Source organism: Olivibacter sp. SDN3, from assembly GCF_014334135.1.
GTDB lineage: Bacteria > Bacteroidota > Bacteroidia > Sphingobacteriales > Sphingobacteriaceae > Olivibacter.
Map to the genome: position 1 here is coordinate 1,800,839 of NZ_CP060497.1, position 17,488 is coordinate 1,818,326.

The 17,488-nt window shown below is 39.8% G+C and carries 17 protein-coding genes; 15 read left to right on the forward strand and 2 right to left on the reverse strand.

The features are described 5' to 3' along the window. Positions 1-29 precede the first annotated feature (29 nt). The 15 genes from H8S90_RS07345 to H8S90_RS07415 all read left to right on the forward strand — a co-directional run bounded on the left by H8S90_RS07345 (position 30) and on the right by H8S90_RS07415 (position 15,140). The gene (locus H8S90_RS07345) at positions 30-1,244 is read left to right on the forward strand and encodes an NADH-quinone oxidoreductase subunit D (RefSeq protein ID WP_222852326.1); all 1,215 of its coding nucleotides are present in this window, start codon (positions 30-32) and stop codon (positions 1,242-1,244) included. Then, entirely contained in the window at positions 1,237-1,755 is a 519-nt protein-coding gene (gene nuoE / locus H8S90_RS07350; RefSeq protein WP_187341917.1) for an NAD(P)H-dependent oxidoreductase subunit E, read from the forward strand. Before H8S90_RS07345 ends, nuoE begins: the two co-directional genes overlap by 8 nt. 39 nt (positions 1,756-1,794) lie before the next feature. Then, positions 1,795-3,147: an NADH-quinone oxidoreductase subunit NuoF gene (gene nuoF / locus H8S90_RS07355; protein WP_187341918.1), complete on the forward strand. Its 1,353-nt coding sequence runs from the start codon at positions 1,795-1,797 to the stop codon at positions 3,145-3,147. Between the two features lie 127 nt (positions 3,148-3,274). Next, complete coding sequence (locus H8S90_RS07360) at positions 3,275-4,288, forward strand: 2Fe-2S iron-sulfur cluster-binding protein (protein WP_187341919.1); 1,014 nt, start codon at positions 3,275-3,277, stop codon at positions 4,286-4,288. 48 nt (positions 4,289-4,336) lie between these two features. Then, a complete protein-coding gene (gene nuoH, locus H8S90_RS07365; RefSeq protein ID WP_187341920.1) occupies positions 4,337-5,377 on the forward strand; it encodes an NADH-quinone oxidoreductase subunit NuoH in 1,041 nt (346 codons plus the stop codon). A 54-nt stretch (positions 5,378-5,431) separates the two neighbouring features. Beyond that, the gene (locus H8S90_RS07370; RefSeq protein ID WP_187341921.1) at positions 5,432-5,953 is read left to right on the forward strand and encodes an NADH-quinone oxidoreductase subunit I; all 522 of its coding nucleotides are present in this window, start codon (positions 5,432-5,434) and stop codon (positions 5,951-5,953) included. Between the two features lie 47 nt (positions 5,954-6,000). Next, positions 6,001-6,498: an NADH-quinone oxidoreductase subunit J gene (locus tag H8S90_RS07375; protein ID WP_187341922.1), complete on the forward strand. Its 498-nt coding sequence runs from the start codon at positions 6,001-6,003 to the stop codon at positions 6,496-6,498. Further along, positions 6,498-6,827 (forward strand): NADH-quinone oxidoreductase subunit NuoK, encoded by a 330-nt coding sequence (gene nuoK, locus H8S90_RS07380; protein WP_187341923.1) that lies wholly within the window; start codon positions 6,498-6,500, stop codon positions 6,825-6,827. Before H8S90_RS07375 ends, nuoK begins: the two co-directional genes overlap by 1 nt. An 81-nt stretch (positions 6,828-6,908) precedes the next feature. Next, positions 6,909-8,825: an NADH-quinone oxidoreductase subunit L gene (nuoL, locus tag H8S90_RS07385; RefSeq protein ID WP_187341924.1), complete on the forward strand. Its 1,917-nt coding sequence runs from the start codon at positions 6,909-6,911 to the stop codon at positions 8,823-8,825. A gap of 23 nt (positions 8,826-8,848) precedes the next feature. Beyond that, positions 8,849-10,300 carry a NuoM family protein gene (locus tag H8S90_RS07390; protein WP_187341925.1) on the forward strand — a complete coding sequence of 484 codons (1,452 nt, stop codon included), beginning with the start codon at positions 8,849-8,851 and terminating at the stop codon, positions 10,298-10,300. Between the two features lie 83 nt (positions 10,301-10,383). Continuing rightward, the gene (locus tag H8S90_RS07395; RefSeq protein WP_187341926.1) at positions 10,384-11,766 is read left to right on the forward strand and encodes an NADH-quinone oxidoreductase subunit N; all 1,383 of its coding nucleotides are present in this window, start codon (positions 10,384-10,386) and stop codon (positions 11,764-11,766) included. A gap of 81 nt (positions 11,767-11,847) precedes the next feature. After that, positions 11,848-12,501 carry a DedA family protein gene (locus H8S90_RS07400; RefSeq protein ID WP_187341927.1) on the forward strand — a complete coding sequence of 218 codons (654 nt, stop codon included), beginning with the start codon at positions 11,848-11,850 and terminating at the stop codon, positions 12,499-12,501. 21 nt (positions 12,502-12,522) lie between these two features. Further along, positions 12,523-13,065 carry an inorganic diphosphatase gene (locus H8S90_RS07405; protein ID WP_187341928.1) on the forward strand — a complete coding sequence of 181 codons (543 nt, stop codon included), beginning with the start codon at positions 12,523-12,525 and terminating at the stop codon, positions 13,063-13,065. 6 nt (positions 13,066-13,071) lie between these two features. After that, positions 13,072-14,391 (forward strand): hemolysin family protein, encoded by a 1,320-nt coding sequence (locus H8S90_RS07410; protein ID WP_187341929.1) that lies wholly within the window; start codon positions 13,072-13,074, stop codon positions 14,389-14,391. A gap of 11 nt (positions 14,392-14,402) precedes the next feature. Next, positions 14,403-15,140 (forward strand): 16S rRNA (uracil(1498)-N(3))-methyltransferase, encoded by a 738-nt coding sequence (locus H8S90_RS07415; protein WP_187341930.1) that lies wholly within the window; start codon positions 14,403-14,405, stop codon positions 15,138-15,140. Positions 15,141-15,175: 35 nt separating this feature from the next. Here the strand turns inward: H8S90_RS07415 and H8S90_RS07420 are convergent, their stop codons facing one another. Further along, the gene (locus H8S90_RS07420) at positions 15,176-16,018 is read right to left on the reverse strand and encodes a prephenate dehydrogenase (RefSeq protein ID WP_187341931.1); all 843 of its coding nucleotides are present in this window, start codon (positions 16,016-16,018) and stop codon (positions 15,176-15,178) included. A 28-nt stretch (positions 16,019-16,046) separates the two neighbouring features. Beyond that, positions 16,047-17,210, reverse strand: coding sequence for a pyridoxal phosphate-dependent aminotransferase (locus H8S90_RS07425; RefSeq protein ID WP_187341932.1), 1,164 nt, complete (start codon positions 17,208-17,210; stop codon positions 16,047-16,049). Between the last annotated feature and the right edge of the window lie 278 nt (positions 17,211-17,488).

Sequence of the window (17,488 nt, forward strand, 5' to 3'; positions counted from 1 at the left end):
AGATATTTATGAGTGAGATCAAACCGAAAATGACTGCTAATCGTTTGGTTTTTGACGATAATGACCCTCAGGATGACCTGGTAACACTTAACTTGGGCCCTACCCACCCTGCAACACATGGTGTATTTCAGAATGTACTTCAGGTAGATGGCGAGCGGATCGTAAGTGGTATTTCTACTATCGGGTATATCCATAGAGCTTTCGAAAAAATAGCAGAGCACCGTCCATTCTATCAGATTACACCACTTACAGATCGGATGAATTATTGCTCCTCACCTATTAATAATATGGGATGGCATATGACAGTAGAGAAACTATTGGACGTAGAAATCCCGAAGCGTGTGCAGTACATGCGTGTGATCATTATGGAGTTAGCTCGCATAGCCGATCATATTATCTGTAATGGAATTTTGGGAGTGGATACAGGAGCTTTCTCTGGTTTCCTGTATGTGATGCAGGAAAGGGAGTTTATCTACGAAATATTTGAAGAAATATGTGGTGCGCGATTGACAACCAATATAGGAAGAATAGGTGGTTTCGAGCGTGACTTCAACGAAACCGCTTTCCAAAAGATCAGGCAATTTGTAAAACGTTACCCGCCTGTTTTGAAGGAGTTTGAAGAGCTTTTTAACAGAAACAGAATATTCATCGACCGTACCTCGGGGGTTGCCGCCGTGGATGCGGAAACGGCATTGAGTTATAGTTGGAGCGGTCCTATTCTACGTGCGACGGGTGTAGACTATGACGTGCGAGCTAATGAACCATACTCTTCATATGAAGACTTTGATTTTGAAATTCCCGTTGGTGAAAACGGAGACGTTTATGATCGCTTTATGGTTCGTAATGAGGAAATGTGGCAGAGTATTCGAATTATTGAGCAAGCCTTGGAAAAGCTTGAGAAAGAACCCCAAGGGATTTTTCACGCGGATGTTCCCGAGTTTTATCTTCCCCCAAAAGATCAAGTCTACAATAATATGGAAGCACTTATCTATCACTTTAAAATAGTGATGGGAGAAATAGACACTCCAAAGACGGAGGTATACCACGCGGTTGAAGGGGGTAATGGTGAATTGGGTTTTTATTTGATCAGTGATGGAGGAAGATCTCCCTATAGGCTACATTTTAGAAGGCCGTCATTTATTAATTATCAAATGTATGCTCCAATGAGCAGTGGGATGCTGCTTTCGGATGCCATTATTAATATGAGTAGTTTAAACGTTATTGCAGGAGAACTTGATGCTTAGTGTAAAGAAAAATGAACCGGTAGAGTTTCAGGATAGTTTAATAAAAGAATTCGATGCTATTGTGCAGCGATATCCTGAAGGGCGTCAGAAATCAGCGCTGCTGCCTATATTACATTTGGTGCAGGCACAGTATGGATGGTTAAGTGTAGGGGCAATGGATAAGGTGGCGGTTTATCTGAAAATAGAACCCATTGAAGTCTATGAGGTAGCTACTTTTTATACGATGTTTTTTTTACAACCCCAAGGGAAGTATGTTCTGGAAGTCTGTAGAACCGGGCCTTGTTGTTTGGTAGGTGCAGAAAAGATTATGGCACATATAGAAAAACGGTTAGGCGTGAAGGAAAACGAGGTGACACCCGACGGTTTGTTCAGTTGGCGAGGGATAGAGTGTGTAGCAGCATGTGGGATGGGGCCTGTACTTCAAATAGGTCCAGACTATACCTACTATGAAAATTTGACGGAAGAAAGTGTCGATAGGTTGATCGAAACTTTAAAGAATAAAGAAAATTAGCCTAGTGCTAATGTGAGATTTAATGCTAATTTTAAGAGAATGGCTCGGAAACTTTTGTTAGAACATATTGATGTACCATACATAAATACGCTGGAAGTGTATCGTCAGAAAGGAGGATATCGTGCTGTTGAGAAGGCGCTGAAAAAGCTAAGCCCAGATGATGTAGTCGAAGAGGTCAAGAAGTCTGGATTGAGAGGGCGTGGCGGAGCAGGGTTTCCTACCGGAATGAAATGGAGCTTTTTAGCAAAACCAGAAGGCGTGCCTCGTTATTTGGTTTGTAATGCAGACGAATCTGAGCCAGGTACATTCAAAGATAGGTTTCTCATGACTTATATACCTCATGCCTTGATCGAGGGAATGATTGTATCTAGTTATGCTTTGGGAGCAAAGACTTCATATATCTACGTTAGAGGTGAAATGATGCCCCAAATAAAAATTTTGGAACGAGCAATTGAGGAAGCGAAAGCCGCTGGTTTTCTCGGCAAAAATATATTGGGTTCCGGATATGATCTGGAGCTATATGTGCAGCCAGGAGGAGGCGCTTATATCTGTGGAGAAGAAACGGCATTGCTGGAGTCTTTGGAAGGAAAGCGAGGCAACCCTCGTATAAAACCACCTTTTCCAGCGGTTGCCGGTCTTTATAATTGCCCCACGGTAGTGAATAATGTAGAATCTATTGCCGCAACGGTACCCATCCTTAATATGGGTGGCGATGAGTATGCTAAAATAGGTATCGATAGAAGCACCGGAACGAAATTGATTTCCGCTTCTGGTAATATCAATAACCCGGGGGTTTTTGAAATTGAATTAGGATTGCCTGTTGAAGAATTTATTTATTCTGATGAGTATTGTGGGGGCATCACTAATGGAAAACGTTTAAAAGCGGTTGTAGCAGGAGGTTCTTCTGTACCTATACTCCCTGCAAATCTCATATTAAAAACCGCAAAAGGCGAAAATAGGTTGATGACTTATGAATCCCTAGCTGATGGGGGCTTCATCTCAGGAACTATGTTAGGTTCCGGAGGATTTATCGCATTTGATGAAGATCAATGTATCGTGCGAAATACCTGGAATTTTACACGGTTTTATCATCATGAGAGTTGCGGACAGTGTTCGCCTTGTAGAGAAGGTACTGGATGGATGGAAAAAGTGTTGCACCGTTTGGAATATGGGCACGGCAAAATGAGCGATATTGACTTATTAGTCGATGTATCAAAGAAAATTGAAGGTAACACCATCTGCCCGTTGGGAGATGCTGCTGCATGGCCTGTTGCTAGTGCTATTAGACATTTCAGAGATGAATTTGAATGGCATGTAACCAATAGCGATGAGGCACAGATCCGCAATTATGGATTGGCACATTATGCAGATCCTTTAACATTGGCGGGTTAGGATAATTACCCTCATAAAAAATAAAGAGCGAGGTATTAAATAAGTGATAGGGAATAAATTAAGTCAAAGCGTGTATAAACCGATAGCCAATGGTCTATGGCCAATAGCTGTCTAAGTACTGAATATAATGGCTGATAGTAATGATAAAATTAAGGTAAGTATAGATGGTATTTCAGTAGAAGTGGTACCAGGAACTACCATATTGAATGCAGCGCGGCAAATAGGCGGGGAGATTGTCCCTCCGGCAATGTGCTATTATTCTAAGTTGGAAGGAAGTGGTGGGAAATGTAGGACCTGTTTAGTAAAAGTGAGTAAGGGCTCTGAAAAGGATCCAAGACCAATGCCTAAACTGGTAGCATCTTGTCGCACAACGGTGATGGATGGAATGGAAGTTCAGAATATTACATCAAATGAGGTGTTGGAAGCAAGAAAGGGAGTAGTGGAGATGCTATTAATCAATCATCCACTAGACTGTCCTATTTGTGATCAAGCTGGAGAGTGCCATTTGCAGGACTTAGGCTTTGAACATGGAGCTGCTGCCACGAGATATGAATTTGAGCGACGTACATTTGAAAAGATCGATATAGGAGACAAAATCCAGTTACATATGACAAGGTGCATACTTTGTTATCGTTGCGTTTTTGTAGCTGATCAGCTAACCAACCAACGGGTACACGGCATATTGGGAAGAGGTGACGCTGCGGAAATATCAACTTATATAGAGAAGGCTGTTGATAATGACTATTCAGGTAATGTGATTGATGTTTGCCCGGTAGGAGCATTGACGGACAAAACTTTTCGTTTCAAGAACAGGGTTTGGTTTACAAAGCCTGTTGAAGCCCATCGGGACTGCCCGACTTGTTCAGGAAAGGTAACGTTATGGTATAAAGGTGAGGAAGTTTTACGTGTTACAGCGCGTAAAGATGCTTACGGAGAAGTAGAAGATTTTATCTGTAACTCTTGTCGATTTGAGAAAAAGAACACGGCGGACTGGGTAATTGAAGGACCTCGGAAGGTCGCGAATACCTCGGTTATAGCATCCAATCATTACAGTGAACTTAAACCTCTACCGGTAATTAAGGATAATCCAAAACTAAAAGAAGCAAATAAAAATCAATTGGAAAGATCGGTAAGACTGTAGTATAGCGATAGCTAGCTCATGGATCAACCGGAGACGAAAAAATAAACGATGGAAACAGTATTCATTATAGAAAAATTCATACTTATAACGGTTGTGTTTGTGTTGACATTAGTTATAGCGATGTACTCTACCCTGGCGGAAAGGAAAGTGGCGGGTTTTATGCAGGATAGGATGGGGCCAGATCGAGCAGGGCCTTACGGCATATTGCAACCACTGGCGGACGGTGGAAAATTTTTCTTTAAAGAAGAAATTATTCCTGCAGGTGCACATAAAAGCTTGTTTATAGCCGGGCCTACAATAGCTATTATTACGGCTTGTATCAGTAGCGCCGTTATTCCATGGGGGCAACCACTCACTTTTGGTGAACGTACTATCGAACTTCAGGTTGCCGATGTTAATGTTGGCATACTGTACATATTTGGCGTAATAGCCTTGGGCGTATATGGTATCATGCTGGGTGGATGGGCTTCCAACAATAAGTTTTCGTTGATGGGAGCGGTTAGGGCAGCATCCCAGAGTATCAGCTATGAAATAGCTTTAGGTTTATCTATCATTGCTTTACTTATGGTTACACAGAGCCTTTCACTCAAAGACATAGTAGCTCAGCAAAGCGGCTTCGTTAACTGGAACATATGGGTACAACCCCTAGGTTTTATTATTTTCATAACCTGTGCCTTCGCCGAGTGTAATCGTGTGCCTTTCGATTTGCCTGAGTGTGAAACAGAGTTGGTCGGAGGCTATCACACTGAATATTCATCGATGAAGCTAGGCTTATACATGTTTTCTGAATATATCAACATGTTTGTGTCTTCTGCTTTGATGTCCGCCCTTTATTTTGGAGGATATAACTTTCCTTTTATGTATGAGTTGGGGCTTTCGCAGAATTGGATCACTATCATTGGAGTATTGGTATTCTTTTTGAAAATTTTTGCTTTTATCTTTTTCTTCATGTGGATTCGTTGGACCTTACCACGGTTTAGGTATGATCAGTTAATGAATTTAGGATGGAAGATTTTGATACCTTTAGCAGTGGCTAATATCGTGCTCACTGGAATCATCACTTTAATTAGAGATACATATTTTCAATAAAAAGATTTGTACGGTATTGAGTTTATTTTTACTCAGGCCATAAAACATAAAAAAATGGAGTCTTTAAGTAATAGAAAAAAAGTCTTGGAACAGAAACCCATGACCTTTTTAGAAAAAATATATATTCCTGCGATTTTGAAAGGATTGCGTATTACCATAAAGCATTTTTTCAGAAAGAAGGCAACCGTATCTTATCCGGAAGTAGAACGGCCTTATTCAAAGAATTATAGGGGGATGCATTCCCTTAAACGCGATGAGGAGGGAAGAGAAAGATGTACTGCCTGCGGACTTTGTGCACTGTCGTGTCCCGCCGAGGCGATCAGCATGATCTCTGCAGAACGACAGAAAGGAGAAGAACATTTGTATAGAGAAGAAAAATATGCGGCAGTCTACGAAATCAATATGTTACGCTGTATCTTTTGTGGATTATGCGAAGAAGCATGCCCTAAGGAGGCTATCTATTTGGATGGCCCACATGTACCGGCAGATTATTTACGCAAAGATTTTATATATGGCAAAGATAAGTTGGTAGAAGAAAAGTTTGACTTTAAACAAGAAAGTGTGACTTCAGAATAACACATCAGGTATTATCGAATAATTAACGTATTTTAGAACGATCAATTGTGAGCTTATTTTATTTTCTGGCATTTTTATCTATATTTTTTGCGGTGATGGTTATCTTAACCAAGAATCCGGTGCATAGTGTGCTTTATTTGGTCATCACCTTTTTTACTTTTACAGTTCATTATATCCTGCTGAACGCGCAGTTTCTAGCAGTGGTGAATTTTATTGTCTACATGGGGGCTATTATGGTCCTATTCCTATTTGTTTTGATGCTCCTGAACTTGAATAAAGAGAGCGAACCTATGAAATCCGTTTTGGTCAAAGTGATAGGGGTAATTGCGGGGATGTGTCTGTTAGTTACCGTAGCAGGCTCCATGCGCGTTATTGAAATTTCGAACCCCCTTGTTCTAAAGAATCCGGATATCGGTTTGGTAGAAAACCTGGGTAAAGTTTTATTTAATGAATTTTTGCTTCCATTTGAATTATCGTCCATTTTATTATTGACAGCAATGATTGGAGCAGTATTACTAGCAAAAAAAGAACCTAACAAATCATAATGGAAACGATCGTACAGAACATACAGGCAGTTCCAATAAATCACTATATCTTATTCAGTAGTATTATTTTTTCTATAGGAGTCATTGGTGTACTTATAAGAAGAAACGTCATTATTATTATGATGTCAGTGGAATTAATGTTAAACGCAGTGAATCTGTTGTTGGCGGCTTTCTCTGTCTATCATGGTGACGCTTCCGGGCAGGTTTTTGTTTTCTTTATCATGGCATTGGCTGCCGCTGAAGTGGCTGTTGGGCTGGCTATTATCGTCATGGTTTATAGAAATACCAGATCCATTGATATTAATACACTGAATAAATTAAAGTGGTAATTAACGGAAAGAAAACATAGGTGTCAGGTCTTAATAGTATATGACATTAATAAGCTGAGAGGCTAATATTTGAATATTTGTATGACAGGTTTAATTTGGATAGTACTTTTACCTTTATTGGGTTTCATAATCAACGGACTGGGTAGGCATATCTTATCACGTACAGTTGTCTCTATCATTGGGTGTGGTATGGTGGCCGTGTCTTTTTTATTAAGCTGTAAGGTGTTCGGCATAGTAAAAGCCGCCAGACAGGCAGGAGAGGAAGCTTCTTTTACCCAAACCATTTTTGACTGGATTAGCGCAGGGAGCCTGCATATTTCCCTGTCATTTCTGGTTGATCCACTCAGTGCAACTATGTTGTTGATTGTTACGGGCATAGGCTTTTTAATACATGTGTATGCTATAGGGTATATGAAGCATGATGAGGGATTTGCCAAATTTTTTGCCTACCTCAACTTGTTTATCTTCTTCATGCTGCTATTAGTACTCGGATCTAATTACGTTGTGATGTTTATAGGATGGGAGGGTGTTGGTCTATGTTCCTATCTGCTGATTGGTTTTTGGTACCAGAAATCCGCATATGCGAGTGCAGCGAAGAAAGCTTTTGTAATGAATAGAATAGGTGACTTAGGATTCCTTTTAGCTGTATTTCTTCTATTTACGACGTTTGGAAGTTTAGAGTTTTCTCAGATTTTTCCACGCGCTGAAGCGATGGCTTCTGGCGACACCACACTCTTTTTTATTACATTGCTGCTATTTATTGCTGCAACAGGCAAATCTGCACAGATCCCATTATTTACTTGGCTGCCAGACGCCATGGCGGGGCCTACACCCGTCTCTGCACTCATTCATGCGGCTACAATGGTGACCGCTGGTATTTATATGATTGCGAGATCGAATATCATGTTTGCGCTTTCACCGGTTACAATGGAAATCATCGCTGTTATTGGTTTAGCGACAGCCTTGCTCGCCGCGTTTATAGCTGTTACACAGAATGATATCAAGAAAGTGCTGGCCTATTCTACGGTTTCGCAATTAGGCTATATGTTTTTAGGGCTTGGGGTTGGAGCATTTACCGGTGCTTTCTTCCATGTAATTACCCACGCGTTTTTTAAAGCATTACTCTTCCTCGGAGCCGGTTCCGTCATTCACGCTATGAATGATGAACAGGATATGCGGGTAATGGGCGGGTTGCGGACTAAACTTCCGATCACTTTTACTACTATGGCCATAGGTACGATAGCTATAGCTGGAATTCCACCATTTGCAGGATTTTTCTCGAAAGATGAAATCCTCGCACATGCCTTTGCCCATAATAAGCTACTTTGGATACTGGGATTTATTGGAGCGCTGTTCACTTCCTTCTATATGTTTAGGATGTTGTTTTTAACTTTTTTCGGGAAGTTCCGAGGGAGTGCCCAACAGCAAGCACATCTGCATGAGTCTCCTTTATCGATGACCTTACCTTTGATTGTATTGGCCGCCCTGTCAGCAATAGGAGGCTTTTTAAATGTACCTGAGGCTTTAGGTGGAAATACTTCTTTGGCAAATTTCTTGGCACCGGTTTTCGCAGCTTCCACTGCAAAAACAGATAGCTTTCACCTATCGCATCAAACAGAATATATATTAATGGCAGTTTCCATTGTTAGTGTAATCGTTTTGGCCATTTATGCGTATATACAGTATGTCTCAAAATCGGCAATACCAGCCTCGGATGAAGAGCCACGAAATGGTCTCGCAAGACTTTCATATCATAAATTTTATGTAGATGAGTTGTATGATTTTCTGGTGGTGAGGCCTTTAAATGCATTGTCAACCTTTTTCTTTAGCGTGGTCGATAACAAAGGAATAGATGGATTGGTAAATGCTGTAGGCAAGACAGTGAGCAACGCTGGTAGTATGTTGCGCCTTTTACAGCAGGGTAATATAGGATACTACATACTTTTTATGGTTATCGGTATTATTGCTTTACTTACTTATGGTTTATTTATAATTTAATTAGATAGGGTAAAAGATATTTCATGGATAATATAGTTCTACTTCTTTTAGTGCCAATTATTGGAGCTTTGCTGTTAACGTTCGTCAACCAATCAAAAACAGCAAAGATACTTGCCCTCATTATCTCACTCACTTCCCTGGCGGCAACTGTTCCGTTTCTGGTGACCTTTGTGCCAGATGCAAGTATGCAATTCGAGCAGAATACTCCTTGGATTTCATCACTTGGTATTCATTTTCATGTAGGAATAGATGGTATTAGCCTGCCGTTGGTATTGCTTACCAATGGTTTGATTCCATGCATTATATTAACAACATTTAAACAACAGCAAAAAGGAAATTTCTATGCATTGATACTCTTCATGCAGGCTGGATTAATACTAGTTTTTACGGCTCTGGATGGCTTCCTTTTTTATGTTGGATGGGAGATAGCGTTAATTCCTATCTACTTTATATGCGGTCTTTGGGGAGGACAAAAAAGAATACGAACAACGTTGAAATTTTTCATCTATACATTCTCCGGGAGCCTACTCATGTTGATAGCGATCATTTATCTATACACACAAGTGCCTACCGCAAATTATGAATTGAGCTCTTTTTATGAATTGGCGCTTGATGAGCACACGCAACGTTGGATCTTTTGGGCATTCTTTATCGCTTTTGCTATTAAAATTCCACTTGTTCCATTTCATACATGGCAACCGGATACTTACACTGAAGCTCCTTCTGCCGGCACGATGCTGCTCTCCGGTATTATGTTGAAAATGGGCGTATATGGGTTAATCCGTTGGTTGATTCCGATAGCTCCATTAGGGGTAAATCAGTATGCGTATCTAGCGATATTATTGGCTATTATAGGTATTGTTTATGCGTCTATCATAGCTTTTAGACAAAGAGATCTGAAGCGTCTGATTGCTTATTCGTCTATTGCTCACGTAGGGTTGATAGCTGCAGGCGTATTTGTATGGAACGTTCAGGGTTTGCAAGGAGCTATGATACAGATGATAAATCATGGTATCAGTGTGGTCGGGCTGTTTTTTGTTATTGAAATTATAGAACGACAATTGGATACCCGTGATATAAAAGAGCTTGGTGGACTTGCTAAGCCGGCACCGATACTGGCTGCAATTTTTTTGATTATTGTAATGGGAGCCATTGGACTTCCATTAACCAATGGTTTTGTAGGCGAGTTTTTATTATTAATGGGAGTTTATCAATATAGTTTTTGGGCTGCGTTATTTGCCGGTCTGACAATCATTTTGGGAGCGGTATACATGTTGAGAATGTATCAGGGAACGATGTTGGGTGCTACTGTTGAGCGTGCGGCTGGTTTTAAAGATATCAGTGAAACAGACGCTCTGGTGCTTTGTGTAGTAGTAGGGCTTATAATTATTATAGGAGTATATCCTAAACCCTTACTCCACCTATCGGAAGCTGCTGTAACTAACTTGATTGAGCAGGTAAAGCTTAAATACTAAAAAGATAACAATAGAAATTAACGAAAAATACAACCTGCACAGATTATTGAGGCATATCTGTACAAGAAAATAATAAGAAACAAATGGGCGCAATCATTACATTGTCTTTATTAGCAATTTTAGTTTTATACTTGGGGATATTTAAAATGCAGAAAGCATTGCTGCCGGTATCCCTATTGGGGTTGTTAACCGCCGGAACTTTGACGTTGAAGTTATGGGGAACAACTGCTCAACCGCTATTTAGTGGGATGGTATTGTTTGATCATTTCTCGTTAGCTTTTTCTGTATTAATGATTGTAGTAACTATTTTGGTAATGCTGCTATCCCGTGGTTATTTTGATGCCGTTAGCTCCCATATTGCTGAATATTACGCGCTAATTATTTTTTCACTGACCGGAGCTCTATTAGTGGTATCTTATCATAATCTGTCCATGTTATTTATAGGTATCGAGATTATGTCGGTAGCCTTATACATATTAGCTGGTATACGGAAGAAAGATGCCGCGTCTAATGAGGCTGCGTTAAAGTATTTTCTTATGGGCGCCTTTTCTACAGGGTTTCTTTTGTTTGGGATTACGTTACTTTATGGGGCAACAGCTACATTTGACTTAGCAGCTATAAGGGCGTATGTAATAGCGCATCAAGATGGTCAAATATCACCATTATTTTATACGGGGATTTTATTGTTGATTGTAGGCTTGGCGTTTAAAGTTGGTGCTGCTCCCTTCCATTTCTGGACTCCCGACGTTTATGAAGGTGCTCCCATTTTGATTACCACGTTTATGAGCACTGTTGTTAAGACAGCTGCGTTTGCTGGATTCTTGAGAATATTTCTTCTATGTTTTGATCAACTACAGATTTTTTGGGCCCCGATTCTTTTAGGAGTTATCGTGATAACTTTATTTGTAGGAAATATTAGTGCGCTGGTACAACAAAGTTTTAAGCGTATGCTGGCTTATTCTAGTATATCTCATGCTGGCTACATGCTTTTTGCCGTGTTGAGCTTGGGAGAACATGCTAGTGGAGCGATGTTGGTGTATGCAGCAGCATACTCGATTGCCTCTGTTACAGCATTTGCTATTTTGGTGTTGGTGAAAAGAAGCCGAGGGAGTGAGCACTTTGAATCGTTTAATGGTTTAGCCAAGTCAAATCCTTTCATTTCACTAGCATTGACCTTGTCTATGCTGTCTTTGGCCGGAATACCTTTAACAGCAGGTTTCATAGGTAAGTTTATGATGTTCTCTGAGGCCGTGAACGGTTTGCACATAACTTTGGTAATACTAGCGGCTATAAACGCTGCAATAGGTATATTCTACTATTTTCATGTAATTATCAATATGTATTTTAAAGGAACAGCGGGGGAGAGAATCGCCTTAAACTCAAATTATAAGGCTGTATTATTGATCGGATTTATATTAACCATCTTAATCGGTATTTACCCAAATTGGCTAAGTGGTTTGATTTAAATACCATTTCCATAGTTTCAATATTGCCGAATAATATTTTTCGCCAGTTTGAATTTTTAATTAGTAGCTTTGTGGCTATATATGCAAGACTTTTGGTTGTCCATTTTCCAATACTTTGATGCCGAGGCCATGATTAGGTCTGGAGGCTTTTATCTGATATTATTTGTTGTTTTTGCAGAAACAGGGCTTTTTTTTGGTTTTTTCCTGCCCGGCGACTATCTGCTTTTTTTAGCCGGGTTATTCACAGCGTCCGGACTTTTGGATGTCTCCATCTTTACATTATGTACTGGAATGATAGTTGCCGGCATATTGGGTAATTTTGTAGGTTATTGGTTTGGAAAACGAACGGGCCCAATCCTGTTTAAACGCAAAGATACATGGCTGTTTAAACGAAAATATATCGTGATGGCCGAAGAGTTCTATAATAAATATGGGGGTACCGCTTTGATTTTAGGTAGATTTATGCCAATAATACGTACCTTTGCTCCAATATTTGCAGGTGTTGTTCGCTTAGACTTTAAAAAATTTGTTTTATATAACATTATAGGCAGCTTTTTGTGGGTCCTCATACTTACTTTAGCAGGATATTATCTGGGAAGACAGTTTCCACAAATCGTTGACTATATCGAATATATAGTTATAGGTTTTGTAGTACTCGCTACCTTACCTATAATTATTGCTATAATAAAACGAAAGCTTAAAACGCAGCACAAAAGAGAAGATAAAGAAGAGTAGTTTTTTTAACTTTAGAATTATATGAATAACGCACATCCGTGGCACAATGTTTCTCCGGGCGATGACGTCCCCACTTCCGTAAATGCTATTATTGAAATTCCAAAAGGCTCAAAAGCTAAGTACGAAATAGATAAAGATAGTGGTCTGCTCAGGTTAGATCGCGTATTATTCTCCTCTGTCATGTACCCGGCTAATTATGGATTTATTCCGCAAACTTATTGCGATGATAAAGATCCCTTAGATATATTGGTATTATGCTCGGTGGATGTAGTGCCAATGTCAATTATTGAGGCTAAAGTAATTGGAGTTATGCATATGGTTGATGGCGGCGAGCAAGATGATAAAATTATTGCAGTAGCCAAAAACGATATGTCTGTTAATTATATTAATGATTTGGCCGAGCTACCCCCGCATACGATGAAAGAAATTGTCAGATTTTTCCAAGATTATAAAGCACTGGAGGGTAAAAATGTAACCATTGAAAAATGGATGGGCAAGTCATTTGCATATACCTGCATTCAGGAGAGTTTAGAACTCTATCAGAAAACATTTATCAACAAATAGAGGTACATGGGGTTCCAAATTTTTGTTACGTTATTTCTGGTTCTGCTGAATGGTTTTTTTGTAGCAGCGGAGTTCGCTATAGTAAAGGTTCGTATCTCACAAATTGAAGTAAAGGCGAAATCAGGCAATAGCGTTGCAAAAATTGCTAAACATATTACACAACATCTCGATGGGTATTTAGCAGCGACCCAACTTGGTATTACCTTGGCGTCCCTAGGTTTAGGTTGGGTGGGTGAGTCTGTGATGACTGCCGTCGTCCATAAAGTGTTCGCACTATTTAACGTAGAGTTAACAGGCTCTATAGCAAAGAATATGGGACATGTACTGGCGTTCTCTATCATTACCGTATTACATATTGTTTTCGGGGAACTAGCCCCTAAGTCCATAGCTATACAGCGACCAGTGGGTACCACGATGGCCCTTTCGGTGCCTTTAAGATTTTTCTATATTATCTTCAGACCATTTATCTGGATATTAAATGGTTTTGCCAACTTCATTCTAAAAATATTGGGTTTCGGCTCCAACGTACATGAAGCACATCATTCTACAGAAGAACTACAATATTTACTCGATCAAGGTAAAGAAAGTGGTGCCTTGAATATGGTAGAACATGAACTAATTAAAAATGTGTTCGATTTCAATGAGAGGTTGGTAAAGAATATTATGGTGCCACGAACAAAAATCGTTGGTATCGAACTAACTAGTCCTAAAGAAGAACTATTACAGACCATCATCAGTGAGGGGTATTCAAGGATACCCGTCTATGACGAAACTATTGATAAAATAGTAGGCATTATACATGCGAAAGATATCTTACCGCTCATGGTAAATAATAAGGATTTTGTATTAAAAACGATCATTAGAAAACCATACTTCATAGCGGAGAATAAGAAAATCAATGACCTCATGAGTGAGTTTCAGCTGAAACGTATCCAGATTGCGATCGTGCTGGATGAGTTCGGTGGTACTGCGGGCATGGTAACGTTGGAAGATATTGTAGAAGAACTCGTCGGTGAAATTCAGGATGAATATGATGAGGAAAAACCTATTGTAGAAAAGGCCTCGGATACCGAGTATATTGTGGAAGCCGCCGCAAGTGTACACGACGTTAATGAATTTCTTCCTTTTGAACTACCCGAAAGTTCTGATTATGATACAATATCAGGATTGGTTATTACTGTTTTCGATAAAATTCCTGACGTAGGAGAGCGTAAGGAATTTCACGGGTATACTTTTACTATTCTGAAAAAGACACAACAAAACATAGAATACGTAAAGTTGGAGTTACTCCCTCGCGTGGAGGAAAACGACGACTTGGACTCTTAAGAAGACTATCGGTGCATTTATTTTACACCCCTGATATCAGCCCTAAGCAAGAAGAGTACGTTCTTCATGAGGACGAAAGTAAGCACTGTGTGCGCGTATTGCGTATGAATAAAGGCGACAGTGCTTCCTTAATAGACGGTAGAGGAAATCTTTACGAAGTCATTATAGAAATCCCTCATCCGAAAAAGACACGCGTTAAAGTAGTTGATGTGTTACCCGCTTTTGGCGAGAGAAATCATTATTTACATATCGCGGTTGCACCAACTAAAAATATAGACCGTTTTGAATGGTTTTTGGAGAAGGCTACAGAAATTGGTATTGATGAAATTACACCATTGATATGTGAACGTTCTGAACGTAAAGAAGTTAAATTGGAACGTCTGTATAAGGTGATCATCGCAGCGATAAAACAATCGAAAACTGCATATCTGCCTAAGTTAAATAAGCCCATGCGATTTAATGAATTTATTGCACGATACGACAGTAACACAAACCAGAATCAGAAATTTATCGCACATTGCCTAAATCAACAGAAAAAAACATTAAATGAGCAAATTAAACCTCATGGTAGGTACTGTATGCTAATTGGTCCAGAGGGTGATTTTACATCAGAAGAAGTAAAACAAGCTGTTGACAAGGATTTTGTTGCCATAAGTTTGGGGAATACACGGTTACGTACCGAAACGGCGGCCTTATATGCCTGTTTTGAAACCAATTATTTGAATAGAGAACAAAGGCCGAATAATTAACTTGTAATGCTCATTTTCATGAGAGCAGGTGTTACTTACTTAAGTATTCTTTTTATTTTATTTGATTTTTTTATGAGTTTATAAAACGCTTGATAGTCTTCCTTCATGAGTAAGGTTTGCATATTTTGGAGTTGGTGAATATGTTCTTCCAGTACATCCAATACATTTCGTTGGTTTTGCCGGAAAATAGGGACCCACATATCCGCTGAACTTTTAGCCAAACGTACGGTAGATTCAAACCCTGAACTGGCGAGTTCAAAGATTCGCCCCTGCGATTTTTCCTTTTCTAACACGGTCAGTGCTAAAGCAAAAGAGGTGATATGCGAAATATGTGATACGTAAGCTGTATGGATGTCATGTTCCCTGGCGTTCATAAAGACAGTATGCATGTCTAGTTGTTCCACGATCGCTTCTGCAGTGTCAAAGGCGTCTTCATCACTATTGGTTACATCACAATAAATCATGGTTTTTCCATCGAAAAGACCTTGGACTGCTGCTTCCGGTCCGGAATGCTCCGTACCCGCCATAGGGTGGCAAGCTACTAATCGGCCTCGACGAACATGGCCATCTACACTGGCTAATAACTGCTCCTTGGTGGAGCCCATGTCTATTACCACCTGTTGATCATTGATCTTGTCTAAGATAATAGGTAGTAAATTGTAAATGACATCAACAGGTACCGACAAAATAAATACATCAGCAGTGTTTATGGCTTCGTCTAACGAGAGCGCCTTGTCTATAAAACCGATAGTGAGCGCTTTTTTTAAGTTGTCTTCGTCTTTATCTACGCCTATAATTGTCTCTACATACTTTTTTTCTTTTAGCGTGATCGCAATAGATCCTCCTATTAGGCCCACACCTACTATAGCAATATTCATTTAAAATAGCGTTTTTTTTGGGACAAATCTATGTTATTTTCGATGTAATTCTATCAATAGCCTCTTCCAACACCGACTCCTTTGTGCACAAGCTGATTCGAACGTAGTGATCTCCCGCATTACCAAATATACCTCCAGGTGTGATGAACACAGCCGATTGTTGAAGTACCCGGTCGCTCAACTCGTATCCGTTGGTATACTTTTTAGGTATTTTAGCCCAAACAAACATACCTACCTGTGCTTTGTCGTATTGACAGCCGAGCAGATCTAATAATTTATGCACTTTCGTCCGCCTATTGCGATAAATCATGTTTAACTCATCGTACCAGTCCTTATTAAGCGTTAAAGCTTTAACGGCTGCCATTTGCAGTGGAAGAAACATCCCAGAATCCATATTACTTTTGAAGCGTAATATTTCATTTATACGATCCTGTGCTCCTAAAAGCATTCCAATGCGCCAGCCAGCCATATTACTTGATTTACTTAGAGAGTTTAACTCCAACGCCACTTCCTTTGCACCTTCAATCGCTAATAAGCTAGTTGGACGTTCAGTTAAGATAAAACTGTACGGGTTATCGTGACAAATTAAGATATTGTGCTGTTTGCCAAAAGCAATCAGGCGTTCAAAAAAGCCAATGTCGGCTTTTGCACCAGTAGGCATATGTGGGTAATTGATCCACATCATTTTGACCCTGCTCAGATTCTGCTTGGCCAGTGCTGCTAAATCGGGTAACCACCCATTTTCAGCTTTTAATGTATAGGATACGCCCTTTGCTCCGGTTAACCGTACAGCTGAAGTATAGGTTGGATAACCTGGGTTGGGTATAAGTACTTCATCACCCTCTTGAAGATAAGTCATACATATGTGCATAATGCCTTCTTTGGAACCCATTAAAGGCAAAACTTCCGTTTCGGGATTTAAAGTAACTGAATAAAACTTCTCATACCATTGAGCCATCGCTTTTCTCAAAGCAGGAACACCCTTATAACTTTGATAGGCATGTGTGTTCGGCAAAGAAGCACATTGATTCAATGTTTCGATAACCGAAGGGTGCGGAGGTAGATCCGGACTACCAATTCCAAGGTTTATTACATTTAGTCCCTTTTTATTAAGCTCATCGATCTCTCTTAGTTTTTTAGAGAAATAGTATTCTTCCGTATGTTGTAATCTTTTAGCTACTTCAATAGACATTTCACTTCAATTAGCCGCCTAATTTACTAAATTAGTTGCGTAGTTTGATGTTTAGTTTTAAGTTGTATACTTAAATGCAAAGAAAAACGTTTCTAGATTTAGCTGTCGCATCTTCGCAAGACGCCGATGTTTTTTTAAGGATGCCGGGTCTTAATAGTTCGAGCTTTTTGTTACCTTTGCCGTTTGGATTAAAAATGAAACCACATTTGTCTGTGTATGACATAAAGTTAAACACCGCCTTATATCATGCTTAGCACTGCCGTGATTATCCTACGCCG

Bases quoted from the DNA above. Each gene is read 5' to 3' on its own strand.
- H8S90_RS07360 (WP_187341919.1), top strand. From the start codon at position 3,275: ATGGCTGATAGTAATGATAAAATTAAGGTAAGTATAGATGGTATTTCA.
- H8S90_RS07425 (WP_187341932.1), bottom strand. From the start codon at position 17,210: ATGTCTATTGAAGTAGCTAAAAGATTACAACATACGGAAGAATACTAT.
- H8S90_RS07395 (WP_187341926.1), top strand. From the start codon at position 10,384: ATGGGCGCAATCATTACATTGTCTTTATTAGCAATTTTAGTTTTATAC.
- H8S90_RS07410 (WP_187341929.1), top strand. From the start codon at position 13,072: ATGGGGTTCCAAATTTTTGTTACGTTATTTCTGGTTCTGCTGAATGGT.
- nuoH (WP_187341920.1), top strand. From the start codon at position 4,337: ATGGAAACAGTATTCATTATAGAAAAATTCATACTTATAACGGTTGTG.
- H8S90_RS07405 (WP_187341928.1), top strand. From the start codon at position 12,523: ATGAATAACGCACATCCGTGGCACAATGTTTCTCCGGGCGATGACGTC.
- nuoF (WP_187341918.1), top strand. From the start codon at position 1,795: ATGGCTCGGAAACTTTTGTTAGAACATATTGATGTACCATACATAAAT.
- H8S90_RS07420 (WP_187341931.1), bottom strand. From the start codon at position 16,018: ATGAATATTGCTATAGTAGGTGTGGGCCTAATAGGAGGATCTATTGCG.
- H8S90_RS07390 (WP_187341925.1), top strand. From the start codon at position 8,849: ATGGATAATATAGTTCTACTTCTTTTAGTGCCAATTATTGGAGCTTTG.
- nuoE (WP_187341917.1), top strand. From the start codon at position 1,237: ATGCTTAGTGTAAAGAAAAATGAACCGGTAGAGTTTCAGGATAGTTTA.
- H8S90_RS07400 (WP_187341927.1), top strand. From the start codon at position 11,848: ATGCAAGACTTTTGGTTGTCCATTTTCCAATACTTTGATGCCGAGGCC.
- H8S90_RS07345 (WP_222852326.1), top strand. From the start codon at position 30: ATGACTGCTAATCGTTTGGTTTTTGACGATAATGACCCTCAGGATGAC.
- nuoL (WP_187341924.1), top strand. From the start codon at position 6,909: ATGACAGGTTTAATTTGGATAGTACTTTTACCTTTATTGGGTTTCATA.
- H8S90_RS07370 (WP_187341921.1), top strand. From the start codon at position 5,432: ATGGAGTCTTTAAGTAATAGAAAAAAAGTCTTGGAACAGAAACCCATG.
- nuoK (WP_187341923.1), top strand. From the start codon at position 6,498: ATGGAAACGATCGTACAGAACATACAGGCAGTTCCAATAAATCACTAT.